This window comes from Frischella sp. Ac48 (assembly GCF_019641635.1).
GTDB classification, from domain to species: Bacteria; Pseudomonadota; Gammaproteobacteria; order Enterobacterales; family Orbaceae; genus Frischella; species Frischella japonica.
In genome coordinates this window covers 95,242-109,266 of record NZ_JAETXP010000002.1, presented here as the reverse complement: position 1 = coordinate 109,266, position 14,025 = coordinate 95,242, and the positions used below count along the sequence as shown (strand labels likewise).

The 14,025-nt window shown below is 34.6% G+C and carries 11 protein-coding genes; 9 read left to right on the top strand and 2 right to left on the bottom strand.

Translation table 11 applies throughout. The annotated features are described in order from the left end of the window. Positions 1–49: 49 nt before the first annotated feature. The 9 genes from JMI89_RS02310 to JMI89_RS02270 all read left to right on the top strand — a co-directional run bounded on the left by JMI89_RS02310 (position 50) and on the right by JMI89_RS02270 (position 11,872). Positions 50–1,144 carry an AAA family ATPase gene (locus JMI89_RS02310; protein ID WP_220679244.1) on the top strand — a complete coding sequence of 365 codons (1,095 nt, stop codon included), beginning with the start codon at positions 50–52 and terminating at the stop codon, positions 1,142–1,144. Further along, positions 1,137–1,559, top strand: coding sequence for a hypothetical protein (locus tag JMI89_RS02305; protein ID WP_187755848.1), 423 nt, complete (start codon positions 1,137–1,139; stop codon positions 1,557–1,559). The genes JMI89_RS02310 and JMI89_RS02305 overlap by 8 nt, the downstream gene beginning before the upstream one ends. Then, positions 1,549–3,321, top strand: coding sequence for a hypothetical protein (locus JMI89_RS02300; RefSeq protein ID WP_187755847.1), 1,773 nt, complete (start codon positions 1,549–1,551; stop codon positions 3,319–3,321). The genes JMI89_RS02305 and JMI89_RS02300 overlap by 11 nt, the downstream gene beginning before the upstream one ends. Positions 3,322–3,324: 3 nt before the next feature. Continuing rightward, positions 3,325–6,279, top strand: coding sequence for a bpX6 domain-containing protein (locus JMI89_RS02295; RefSeq protein WP_220679243.1), 2,955 nt, complete (start codon positions 3,325–3,327; stop codon positions 6,277–6,279). A gap of 600 nt (positions 6,280–6,879) precedes the next feature. Next, positions 6,880–7,368 carry a PTS sugar transporter subunit IIA gene (locus tag JMI89_RS02290; RefSeq protein WP_220679242.1) on the top strand — a complete coding sequence of 163 codons (489 nt, stop codon included), beginning with the start codon at positions 6,880–6,882 and terminating at the stop codon, positions 7,366–7,368. Beyond that, positions 7,365–7,643, top strand: a complete 279-nt coding sequence (locus tag JMI89_RS02285; RefSeq protein WP_187755844.1) for a PTS sugar transporter subunit IIB — start codon at positions 7,365–7,367, stop codon at positions 7,641–7,643. Before JMI89_RS02290 ends, JMI89_RS02285 begins: the two co-directional genes overlap by 4 nt. A 10-nt stretch (positions 7,644–7,653) precedes the next feature. Beyond that, positions 7,654–9,027, top strand: a complete 1,374-nt coding sequence (locus tag JMI89_RS02280) for a PTS galactitol transporter subunit IIC (protein WP_187755843.1) — start codon at positions 7,654–7,656, stop codon at positions 9,025–9,027. A gap of 43 nt (positions 9,028–9,070) precedes the next feature. Continuing rightward, positions 9,071–11,182: a BglG family transcription antiterminator gene (locus JMI89_RS02275; protein ID WP_220679241.1), complete on the top strand. Its 2,112-nt coding sequence runs from the start codon at positions 9,071–9,073 to the stop codon at positions 11,180–11,182. A 27-nt stretch (positions 11,183–11,209) separates the two neighbouring features. Further along, positions 11,210–11,872, top strand: coding sequence for a class II aldolase/adducin family protein (locus tag JMI89_RS02270; protein WP_187755842.1), 663 nt, complete (start codon positions 11,210–11,212; stop codon positions 11,870–11,872). 332 nt (positions 11,873–12,204) lie between these two features. On the opposite strand, the gene dhaL is transcribed toward JMI89_RS02270, so the two are convergent. Beyond that, positions 12,205–12,834 (bottom strand): dihydroxyacetone kinase subunit DhaL, encoded by a 630-nt coding sequence (dhaL, locus tag JMI89_RS02265; protein WP_220679240.1) that lies wholly within the window; start codon positions 12,832–12,834, stop codon positions 12,205–12,207. A 1-nt stretch (position 12,835) separates the two neighbouring features. Next, a complete protein-coding gene (locus JMI89_RS02260) occupies positions 12,836–13,840 on the bottom strand; it encodes a dihydroxyacetone kinase subunit DhaK (protein ID WP_220679239.1) in 1,005 nt (334 codons plus the stop codon). Between the last annotated feature and the right edge of the window lie 185 nt (positions 13,841–14,025).

The window sequence follows — 14,025 nt, the reverse complement described above, 5'->3', positions numbered from 1 at the left end:
GTCATTTAATATATATGTTGTCTAATTAAAATAATTAACGAAATCCAGAATGGAAACCACATCTAAAATTCGTCAATGCATCAAAATTGCTACTCAAGGTTTTATTGGTCGTGAACAACTTGCTGAACTTATTATTTTAGCCGCCATTGCTAAAGAACATTTATTAGTTATTGGTCCGCCTGGTACGGCTAAAAGTGCAGTGGTTCGGCGAATGGCTAAAACATTAAATGGCCAATATTTTGAGTATCTTTTGGGGCGCTTTACTGAACCATCGGAATTATTTGGTACAGTAGACCTTAAAAAGCTTCGAGAAGGAACCGTCGAAACAGATACAGCAGGAATGCTACCCGAAGCCGAAATTGTATTTTTAGATGAAGTCTTTTTAGGTTCGACGGCAATTCTTAATACGCTACTCGGTATTTTAAATGAGCGACAATTTAAACGTGGACATACACAAATCACTTGTCCATTAAAAATTTGTATTGGTGCTTCCAATAGTTTGCCCGATGATGATGGACTGTCGGCATTTGCTGATCGTTTCTTACTTCATCTTTTTGTTGACTCGGTAGCTGATAATTTTATTGAAGATTTGTTGGCCGGGGGCTGGCAAGCGGAATATGCGGCAATTGATACTTCACTTTCATTAGATGAGCTCTCAACACTGAGCGATCAAGTTAAAAAAGTAAATTTAGACAAAATTTTTTCACCTTTTGCTGATGCGATTCGCCTGCTTAGACAAAATGGTATTGTTTTATCTGATCGACGAGTGGTAAAAACATTAAAACTTATTGCCGCAGCAGCATTAGTTAATGGCCGTTTTGTAGCGGATAAACAAGATTTGTGGCCATTGTATTATGTGATACCAACCATGGATATGCAGCAACAAGGACAAGAAATTTTAAAAGATATTTTTATGATTTCGAATAATTCTCAACTTTTTAATGCCGCTGAATCTGCAACGCAACAACCCAATGCACGTTTAGAAAGGTTAATTGAGTTAGCAAAAGGTTGTTTAAATAATGAAGATATACACATTGAAAGTGTATTACGGGAAATTGATGCTAATTATGCCGTAAATACCATACCAGAACCGCTCAAGCAGTTAAGAGCGCAATTAATTAATTTGATAGCTCAAAATGCATAGTCATTCCTATATACAATGGCATTGGCAATCCAATAATGATGCGATTACACCCGTTGCAGTAGTGGCATGGCATGATGTTGTCAGGCGTCTGTTAATTCATCTTAATCAGAATTTGCATAAATATGATTTATCCAAATATCAATTTGTTAAAGGTGATAATTTCATTGTGATTATTGGTGAACCATCATTATTACCATGGATTGATGGTGTACAGTATGCGATGTTTGATAGTCAAGAGCCACAACTGTGGTTACCTTGTCATGCTAAGCCATCGATATCATCGACACTTTTAGCCAGAGCAATAAATTATAAATTTAAGTTTAATCATATTCTGTTGTGGAATGATCCCCAAATGGTAATTCCGTTGGAAAAAAAGTGGCCTTTAACTAAAGAGTTTATTGCATATGCCTTGTAATCAAATACCAAAACCATTTCAAGCTTGGCGGCCTTGGTTATCATGGTTTAATGACAGTCTACAACCGAATATTGCCGATCTTATGTTGCAACTCAATCCATTATTAGGCCCCGTTAAGGAAAGCCAATGGCATGACCAACAGTTATTATCCGGTTTAGGTGATTTACATAAGCGTGGCAGCTACGCAAATTTATTAGCAAGTGAATGGTTAATTGCACAAGAAGAGCCGGACGAGTTTATCCGTCGGGCGGTGTCCTATGAACACTTGTTTTTAGCTCCAACCCAAGAAAAATCGAAAGCAAATGGGGTGATTATTGCCCTGTTTGATAGTGGTATTTTACAACTCGGTGTATCACGGTTAGTGCATTTGATATTAATGTTACTTTTAGATATTCGATCGCATGCGCAGGGTAGCCAATTTTATTGGGGCGTAATTCAATCTTCCCCTAAATTAAAGTTATTTCATGATGTAAATGATCTTAAATTACTATTAAATACGCGCACGACTAAGTTAGTCGATAATAACCACCTAGATGAATGGCATAATTATATACAGCAAGCTAAATTAGATTATGATGAGTGTTGGTTGATAGGCACTAATCATCAAAAAATTGACTTGGTTACTCATCAAGTCAATATCGAAAGGTCTATTGAAGATTATAATAAATTATTAGTTAAGATGACCAGTAATATGATGACAAAATGTTGTCAGTTAACCTTACCTAATGAAATCATTTGCGCCAAAATGGTGTTAGGTCAGTTCATGTTTACAGGTCATTATGCTGAAATAGTTAAAAAATCGATTGTGCCAATTAACGTTAACTTTAAGCCACTCATTTCGGCAAATGGTAATCGTATTTTGACCTATAATGGCGACAATACGCATATCTATTTTGTCAATCTTAGCGATTTGATGAAGGTGAAAAATATTTGTCATATTCATCATTACCATCTAAATTATCCAGTGTTAGGTTTCGATTTACTGGGTAAACATGTTGTTGCTTTAATTCAAGACAATAAAACATTTTTTATATGGCAACCCAATAGACCGCGAATTGAAATAGCTGAAGTCATTCATGTTGATAAAAACAACGTTGTTATCGCTTTATTATGGCTATTTAACGGACATGGTACAGATATTCTATTTGTTGATGCGGAAAATAAACTATATGTTCTTTCATTCCTTCCCAAAAGCCAAGAGAAAATCACCAAGATTTATAAAATTGCTGAAAATGTCATAGCCTTGTTTAAATTGAGTGACCATCAGGCATTATATCTATACAACAATGATAAACAACAACTACTGATTAACGGTCATAATATTAACTGCCATTTTTTCTATTGTTTAACAACGTTGCCAAATTTGTCAAACCAACAGTTTTTTATAACTGCCGAATCATTATGGCTACAAGGATTTGGGCGACTCGCTATAGGGCAGGCACAAGAGTGGCAAATTTATACAGCCGAGAATGATTACCAGAGAGTAGCAATACCTAATGAATGGCAAGTTTTTGGTCTATATTATGATAACAAAACAAATCGTACCGACTTCTTGGTAATTAATCAAGACAGAAAGCAAGTCGCATTATTTGATTATAGCAATAATAATATGGATGTATGCTTTCGATCGCCAAATAAAATTATAAACTATAGTTACAATTCGTTAGCTCAATCCTTTTCTGTAACGACTAATATGGGTGAATTAATTCTATATTCATTTGTATCACAATCCGCACGCCTGAGATTATATAAAGCTAATTAATATATGGAAAATATTGTTGATTTTATACCAAATCCAACCTTAAAAGGTGATCAATACATCGCTGGAATATGGTTTCCTACCCAGTGGTTTGATAGTATACAACGCCGGCGTTTATTGATAAAACATTGGTTTTTAGGTTGCACAATCTATCAATTTGAACATGGTGATTTACTTAGATTTCCAACCTTAAGATCATGTGATTGTGATAATTTGGAAGGTTGGCCATTGATATTAGAAAATGGCATCTTATGTTCAACTCAATTACCTAAAAAACTTTTTGCTAAAGTTGCCGATTATCATTTGATATTAATTATTGGTAATCAAATGGCGATGTATCATTATGATGAAGCTGTCATAATTGATCCTGCGCAGTGGGTCGATTTAGCCGAATATCAATTATGCACAACTGAAACTTATGCTGTTAATGTGGTTTATGATGACGTTCCTGATTTTATGGAACAAAGTAAGCCTCTTGAGCAAATATTTGCTGGTAAAATGCCGTTGTCAAGTCCACTTATGCAGCAGTATATCGAGCAACTACAAAAAAACGCTAAGCAAAAGCAGTCTAATCAACAGACTAATACTCCACCACATTTTCAAGCAGCAAAAAAATTTAGGCTAATATGGATTGCCTATGCATTTTTTGTGTTTTTGATTTTTTCCCACCTATTTAATTTGGATCTTAGTTCACTTTATTATGGTTCTTTTATCGACTTTAATGGTTCAGGTTTTACTTACTTAATTATGTGTGTTATTGGTTTGGTTACTATAAAGGTGATTAGAAAGATCATTAAGTTTATTAATATGGTAAAGCAAGGGGAATTTGATAACGTTATAGAAGCAAAAACATTTTCTTATAAAATTAAAAATAATGATTTACCGCCAAATAATAATCACTCGATAAATTCAACAATACCTGCTCGTCAGCGTCCGAAAATAATTAATCCGAGCAATTGGCGTAAGTATCTCACCGTATTTGCACTAATTACAAAACTTAGTCAATTGATTGCTTTTCGGCAAGGCAAATATCTCGAAACTATGCTGAAAAAGTTTGAGCAAGGCGATTTACAAGATGCATTACGTTATGCCATTCCGATTAATGATAATGCATGTTCAACCGGTCAATCTTTTGGAGTACCTAAACCACGTAGTAAATTATCGTTAAGCGAATCGATTTATGGTGAAGCAAGCTCTATTTATCTGCCACCAGAGTTAATTGAGCATTTAAATGTCCTTTATCGGCAGAGTTTCGATAAATTGGCTAAACAAAATAAAATCGAAGACGCGGTTTTTGTGTTAGTTGAATTATTAAATAATTTAAATGAAGCACTGGAATTTTTAGTGCAGCATAAACGTTATGCACAAGCTATGGAGTTGGCGATTACGCGTGATGCTGAACCCGAGTTGATTGTGAAACTTTGCTGTTTGGCAAATGATTGGAATCAAGCAATAATGATAGCAAGGCGAGATAATGTATTTGCTAATACGATTTTGCTACTTGAACAGGAACAGCCGGCTATAGCCAATAAATTAAGAGTAGAATGGGCTAAAACATTAGCTGACAAGGCAGAATGGTTAGCTGCGATTGATGCGATTTGGCCGTTACCTGAATATCGTTATCTTGCTGAGCAATGGTTTAGCAATACTGAAAAACTCAATGCTAAGACAATTGTCAAACGCTTTATTTTAATGCCTGATTCGATTGCTGAGCTTAAAACCAGTTTATTATCCATAAAAAATAATCCTGACGAACATCAATTAAGATTTGATATTGGTAAACAGATATTGTTGCACCAGCAATATATTGATAAATTACGTGTTTTATTACATATGTTTATTAACATAATCATTGCTGATGCTATTACTTATCCCAATCAATTAACTCGAGCTGACATAGCAAAATTGATTGAACTCACAGGCGAGAAAGCATTAAAATTTGATATTCCCATTTCATCATTAATTATGGTCAAACAGCATTCATTAATGGAATCAATTGATCTTGTTAAATACCATTGTCCTGAGATGGGTTATCGAGCGATTCATGATATGGTTGCTTTAGCTAATGGAAAATATTTAGTTGCTTTGGGAGAAGCGGGGATTTTATTAGTAAGCAAAAATGGCAAACAATTGGCTCATTTTATGATTGCGGCGGAATCATTTGTAATTTCAGACAATCGGTTACAAGTTTTAGCGTTGATAAAACGTGATAGTTACTATCGTATTCATAAAGTTGATTTAACAACCGAAAAATCGGTTGACCTTGGTTTGATCAAATTTCAGTTTTGTCAACGGCAATTTGATGGTATTAACTGGACCATTGTTAATAATAACTGTATTGAAGTAATTAATATTGGCAGTACATTATCTGTTGTATGGCGTGTTGATCTTTCACCTAATAAAATTGAACAGGGTGTTAGGGATGAGCTGCGTGAAATTTATGTAACCCGTGTAATCCGTAATCAAAAAAATAAACTTGAAGTATTTACATTTCGTCTTCCACAGCATCGGTTATCTCGTCGATATGATATTAAGTTTATTGAAGATATTTATGGCACTCCTTATGTTGGAGAATATTATGGCTTTTTTCTTGATGCAGAATTAGACATCGTTTTTTATTTAAAATATGATAAATATAAAAGCAGATTGATGTATAAGCGTGACTATCAGTATCAATATATAGGTATTCCTTTAACGATTTCCCCCGAGCAGTTAAAACATTTAATTGTGCTCTCAAGTGGTTTATTGACAATATTGTTAGTTAAACGAGAAGATGGTTCGGGTTGGGATATTTACTTTTATCATTACAGCACTGGTACGATAAAAGCTACCATTGATTGGTCTGGTAGTTGTTCACTTTCAGGCAGATGCGTAGGTGGTCAATGTTATTTTTATGATGATAAAGGTCGTTTATTGCATGTTAATATCAAAGAAAGCGAAGTAACTTCTTTTTCAATTTAGTTTTGATCTTAATGAAGATAATAAGATTAAATATGGCAATTTGTCAGCCAATATTATCTTTATGTGTTATCAATTCGCAATTATCAAAGATAATAGTGTTTATTAACACCTATTTTATCTGATTAATTAATAATAAATGCTTATAACATTTAATAACTACTTTCCTGACTGCTTTTTTCTAGTAAAAAGTGATAGCCTGTTTTCGGTATGCTTTATGAATTTTCTTTTAAATATGGTAAGGCAATTTACCGATCATCAATCATGATAACTGCATTGTTATACGATGTTATCTCTTTAAAATGAATGCTTTTTATGGCGTCAATTTTGCAATACAAACAAAATACAGCAGCGTTACTTAGTTTATTATTTTAAACAATATTCGTAAATATGCATGCTAATATAAGATTGGATTATCTTATCATATAGTTATGTTCATCCCTATGATGAGCAATGCCATGGATATTATTTGGTAGCAAATCAATTAGTCTCATTTTCTTTAATTCCCTAAAATCAACCCTATCAGATTAGATTGAATTCATTTGAATTATGGCAAATATCAAATGATTTGAATTTGCTAGTTACTTAATGATGGAGGATAAGATGGAGAATGAGTCTAACAATCAATGGTTTTTTAAAGATTTAGTTCTTTTAGATAAAAACTTCCACAATGCGGATCAATTTTTTGATTTTACTTTCCCTATTTTAAGCAAGGGTGGTTATGTGAAAGACTCTTTTTTGACGGCAATTAAATACCGAGAATCTGTCTATCCAACAGCATTGCCGACCGAACCTTATGTAGTTGCCATGCCACATACTGATATTGAACATGTTATTAAACCTTTCATCTTTGTTACCCGGGTTAAATCAGCTGTGCCATGGTGCGAAATGGCAAATAATGACAATGTATTAAAAGCAAATTTTATTTTTTTACTTGGCTTTATAGAAAAAAATGGACACATCGATTTACTGCAAAAATTGATGTCATGTTTTGTTAATCCAAGTTTTTTAGCGTCGCTTTATCAAGCAAAAAATACATCTGAAATTCTTAAACTATTAAAATCAAATATAAATTTTAAGGAGTCATCATGAAAAAAGTTATTGTTGCCTGTGGTAGTGGCGTAGCTACATCACAAACTGTTGCAAGTAAAGTTACGCGTTTATTAAAAGAACGTAATCTTGACGATATCAAAGTAGAAGTCGTCGATCTTAAATCAGTCGATACCCATATAAAAAATAGTGCAGCATATATCGCGATAACAAAAATTGAAAAACAGTATCCGATCCCAGTGATTAATGGAATTGCATTTCTAACAGGAATCAACATGGATGCTGAATTACAAAAAATTATCGAGGCCTGTAAATAGGAGTTTAATTATGGAATTTCTTGGAACGATCATAAATTATATTTTGAATTTAGGAGCACCGGTATTTGTTCCTTTCATAATGTTGATTGCTGGATTAATGGTGAGAATGAAGCTGAGAGATGGTGCTTCAGCGGCAATTACCTTAGGGGTCGCATTTGTTGGAATGAGTATGTTGATTGGCTTTATGGTTGATGCTATTGGTGCGGCTGCTCAAACCATGATGGAGCGAACAGGCATCGAGCTCAGTATTGTTGACGGTGGATGGACTACTATGGCAAATGTCTCTTGGGCATGGCCTTATGCATTTTTAATGTTTCCGTTACAGGTTGGCGTGAATATTTTAATGCTAGTCTTAAAAAAAACCGATACGTTTAACGCCGACTTATGGAATGTTTGGGGAAAAATTTTTACTGCTTTCATTGTTGTCGCGGTTGTAACCCCTATTTTAGGTTCTGTTATCGCACTCATTCTGGCATTTGTTGTTGCCACATTGCAAATCATATTGGAACTCAATTCCGGCGATATTAACCAACATCGAATTGAAAAATTAACTGGAATTCCGGGCGTTACATGTACACATAGAATGTTATTTTTTAGTGCAATTTATTATCCTTTTGACCTCTTACTACGTAAAATCCCGGCATTAAACAAACCCATGGATGCAGCAACATTACGGTCTAAACTGGGTATTTTTGCCGAAAATCATGTGATAGGTTTTTTACTGGGTGTGACTTTTGGCATTATTGCTGGTTATGATGTTGCAGCGATATTAATGTTAGGCATACAAGCGGCTACGGCATTAATGCTATTCCCAATGATTTCTAAACTATTCATGCAAGCCTTATCACCTATTTCTGAAGCGATCAGTGATTATATGAATAAACGTTTTGCCGGACGTAAATTATTTGTTGGTTTAGATTGGCCGTTCATGGGTGGGGCTAGTGAAATATGGTTTACGGTGATTGTCGCTATTCCTTGCACTTTGCTTTGGGCGGTTATTTTACCAGGAAACAAACTATTGCCATTTGCCGGTATTATTAATATTGCACTAGTTGTCCCTGCTTATATTTTAACTAAAGGCAATACGTTAAGAATGGTGATATTAGCAATTATTGGTGTGCCATTTTTCTTATTTGTGGGTACTCAGTTTGCGCCAATTATCACAGATTTAGGACTTGCTACCAAAGCGATTGATATTCCAACTAATCAATTGATTTCAAACAGCTCAATCGATGCACCGGTATTTACTTATGCTTCATCCTTTATATGGCAATGCTCACAAGGTTATTTTGTGCCTTTAATCTTGGCGGTGTATTGGTGTATTGGGTATGTGTTTTATGCGCGTGAATTGCGAAAAGAATATTTACAAGAAACCAATCAATAGATGCAGATAAAGCTAATGATTGGCAGGATAGTTAATAAAACTGATGGCGAAGCAAATTGCCATCAGTCAAAAGCAAGAGGCTGATAATGATATGGTGGTTGATAAAAGAATTCATGCCGTTTTAAATGCATTAATAAAAAACCCGAGTATGAGTGGCGTAGAGTTGCAAAATGAATTTGGATTAACTCGTAAGCAACTTAGTTATACTGTTAAGAAGATTAATGATTTCCTGGAATCTTCTAATCTTGAATTAATAAAACGTTTCAAAACTGGAAAATTTAGTGTACCCAAAGTTGTAATTGAAAGATTTCGAGATGACTTGGCTTTTCTTGATAGCAAACGTTATATCTATTCAGAAGATGAACGTATTCATTTATTGCTATTTTTTTTATTAACCAGAACCGAAAGATTGTCATTGATTCATTTATCATCGGCACTTATCGTTAGTCAAAACACCGTGATTAATGATCTAAAAAAAGTGCAAATCATGATTGTGCAATATCATTTACATGTTCATTATGATCGTGAAAATGGTTATCGAATCACTGGCAGTGAAATTGATAAACGTTATCTATTACTTAAATTAATTCATCGCATTATTAACATGCCTGTTGCCGATAAAATTTTTCGGCAACCTAATATTATCCCTCAAGGTAATTTAGAACAAGTCGGTATCGTTTTTAGTGAAATAGAAAAAAAATTAAAAATTGTCTTTACTGACGAACAGTTACAAGAATTAACCTATTTTATCTGTTTTGTGTTACGACGTATTGAAAGTAATAAAAAAATTGAATATCTACCGGAAACTTACAGCGAAGTCGTCAATAGTCGTGATTTTCAATTGATGAAAAAGTTAATTGAAAAATTTGGTATTGTTGATGTTAATGAACAGATTTTTTTAACGGTTTTAGTACAAAGCTCAAATATTCAAACGCTTTCCGACAAATATTTTCATCTTGATGCGGTGTTATTAGAAAGTGTGGTTGAGGTCATTGTTAATTTCGAACAGATTAGTTGTATTACTTTTCAGGATAAAAATGAACTCATTGAACGTATTTATCAGCATTGGAAGCCAGCATATTATCGAATTCGTTATCATATTAACAATATTAATAGTGTCTACGATATTGTATTGCAAGAGTTTGGTCATTTGCATGAAATGGTACGTAAAGCGATAACCCCATTTGAAAAAATTTTACATGGTAAGATGCCGGATGAAGAAATTGCTTTTATTACTGTCTTATTTGGTGGCTGGTTAACACGAGAGGGACTAATTAATCAAATCAAAACTAAAAAAATCGCGATTGTCGTTTGTGAGAATAGTGCAACAGTATCGACTTATCTTTACCTGACTTTACAAGTTTTACTTCCAGAATTGCACTTTTCTGATGCTATGTCTAAACGTGAATTTGAAAAATATAAACACTATTATGATATTGTTTTTTCAACTTCTCATTTAACGACCGATAAATTATTATTTATTGTTAATCCTTCACTTAATAATCTACATAAAATTGCTTTTCGTCATCAAGTTATGGGGACTTTACAAGGCATTGATCCCAGTATTATTCAAGTTGAAGAGTTGATGTCGATTGTTGAAAAACATAGTAGTATTAAAGATCGAAAGACATTACAAAAAGCGTTAACGACGTATCTTTATCATGATGAAGTTAATGAAAATCCTTTACGTATCACTCAGCAGGAAATACCGTCTTTAGCGGATTTGATGCAACAATCTCATATTATAATTGCTCAAACAGCGAATATATCATGGCAAGAAGCATTGAAATTTGCCGCTCAGCCACTTTTAAATAACCAATTTATTGAACCCTATTATCTGGAAAGGATGATACATAAAATTCAGTTTGAACAACCCTACATCATGTTAGTTGATGGTTTGATTATTGCTCATGCCGGGATTGATGATGGTGTAAAACAAGTGGCGATGTCGTTACTCAAATTACCAAACAAAATCGATATTTGTGGTTATATGCAAGCTGATCTAATTGTTGTTTTAGCAACAAATAACCCGCAAAAGCATCTTAAGGCGTTAGCGCAATTAAATGAGTTATTAGAACTACATGATGGTGCCACGCAAATCAGGAATGCAAAACTTAACCATGAAATATGGAAATTATTTGCTAACTATCAATGAATATTTTGCCAATAAAGGAGCGATAAAATGTTAGAAATTCAAAAACAATCTGTGATTGAAATGGCTAAAAAATCAAGTGAATGGGGATTATGTAAACATAAGGCCGGTAATTCAAGTGTACGAGATAAACAAACTGGTTATGTTCTGGTTACACCGACCACCATTGATAAAAAACTCTTAACCGTACGTGATATTGTCGTAATGGATCTCGATGCTAATGTGATAGAGGCTGCATCAGGTTTAAGACCAACTAGCGAGTGTTTAATGCATCTGGAGATTTATAAGGCACGTCCTGATGTTTTTGCTATTTCACATACGCATTCTATTTTTGCTACCTCATTTGCTGTATTAGCAAAACCAATTCCAGCTGTTGTTTATGAGTGTGCAATATTAAATTTAAAAGATGGTATTATTCCTGTAGCGCCATATGGAAGACCTGGGACACCAGAACTTTCAACGAGTGTTATTGAACCCATTAAGCGGGCTGATGCCATATTAATGGAGAAACATGGTGCAATTGCGGTTGATAAAGATCCTTATGAAGCGGTATTAAAAGCGGCTTATATCGAAGAAATGGCCGAGATTTATTATCATGCTTTATTGATTAATGGTGGTAAAGATCCTGGCGGTTTTCCACCGGAAGAACTGCAAAGTTGGGCATATCCTTCGCAGATTAAATTTAAAATATAGCTTTATTTCAAATAAATCACCATTCCGCCGATCATACGGCGGTTTGTTAAAGTTATGCTGTTGATAAATATTGATAGCAATTTTTCAACTGATGAATATTGAAACCTCAATAAACAAATTATAACACGGATGCTAAAATTGTTGATTTTGTTATTTTGGATACGTGATGAGTCAATTTAACCGCGTAAAAAATGTATATTGCGATTAAAGAAGATTGCCAAATCATCTTAAATTAATCAGCAAATTGCGTATAGTGTTTTAGATTAAGTTAATCGCTTTGTTCGAATTGTTAGCGCAAACAAACCGCCGATTATAGCGGCGGTTTGTTTGAGTCATGCTGTTTGTAAATAGTCATTCATATATTTCAGAATAAAAGCCATTGACACCGAACCGGGATCTTTATGACCAATGGATCGTTCCCCTAGATTCTTTGCTCGTCCAAATACCGCTATCATTTGAGCTGTATTTTCAGCACCTTGCATGGCAGATTCGACAATTTTCGGTAAGGCATCAGTCAATTTTGCGCTAGTAAGTTCAGTTGCTGTTTTTGCTGCGGCTGCAAGTGCATCAACCATGGTTTTATCGCCGGGTTTGGCATTTCCTCGTTGATAGACTGCTTGCCAACCATCATTAAGTAGTTTTGATAGTGTTTCAGCATTAAAATCCGTCGTTCCGGCAATACTTTTTCCGCCAGCTCGAAAAAAAGTGCCAAAAATAGCGCCCGATGCGCCGCCCATACTGGTCATTAATTTAGTGCCAATTTGATTGAAGAGATCGCCAAAATCAATAGCGTTAAAATTGGGGTTTTGTAGTAATACGATAATAGCAGCAAATCCGCGTTTCATACCAATCCCATGATCGCCATCACCAATCACTTGATCTAATGCGGTTAATTCAGGTTCACTTTCTACCATTTTTTCGGCGGTAAATAACATCATTTCTCGTACTTGTAATAAATTCATTTTATTTTCTCCATCCTAGGGTATGACAAGGTAGATCATAGAGGTGCTGTAGTTCGTCATCTAATTTAAATAAACTAATTGAGAAACCAGACATTTCAAGTGACGTACAATAATGGCCAACTACCACATCGTGACTAATCATACCACGGCGATCAAGTTCGATACCTACTTTGCGTGTTATAATCAGTAATTCGGTATTGCTGAGTGCGCCTAAGTTATTAATTAATACGCAAACACGGTCATTGTTATTGAAAGGTAAATCAGCACACAAACGATCGATCATCTCTTCGACGATGTCATCACTAGATGTCATAGCTTGTCGACGTAATCCTGCCTCACCATGAATACCAATACCAATTTCGAGTTCGTCAGCAGCTAATTCAAAATTAAAATTTGTTGATTGTGGTAATGCGCAGCCATCAAGTGCGACCCCAATAGTCCGAACATAAGTATTGGCTTTATTAACGACACGGTAAAGATCATCAAGATTATATTTTTCTAATTGGGCAGCCGCACCAGCAATTTTGTATAAAAACATAATTCCAGCAACGCCACGACGATCAGCAATTTTTGACAAGGGAGCAGAAGCTATATCATCGGTTGCCCGAATAGTTTTCGAGACGATATTTTCTTCCACCAAAATTTCAGCAGAAATATCAAAATTCATACCATCTCCAGAATAGTTACCATATAAAAATAGCACGCCTTTTCCTTTTTCTATCGCTCTCGTTACTTCGATAATTTGGTCTGGGGAAGGTGATGTAAAAACTTCACCCAGAGCACAACCATCTATTCCTCCTTGACCGACAAAACCAGCAAAGGTTGGTTCATGACCACTACCACCACCTGAAATGATAACAACTTGATCAGCTTGTATATGATTACCATAGACCGCGCAGTAATCTGTTATTGCAGTTAGTTTGCCATTATAGGCATAAACTAGTCCTTGCATGACTTCATGTCTGACATTATTTAGATCATTAAGTAATTTTTTGGGTTTACGCATTGCTATTTCCTTTTTAAATTAATCACTGTTAATCGTATTTATTGTAGGAAAAAGCGCTGGTTAGAACGAATACAATTAATGACAAATAATCTCCTTTTCATTGCGCATCATCGGGAGGGTGTTGTGGTTCCACGTATTTAAATCAGCAAAATAATGCTAATCAACCTAGAATGTTGTATATGAAA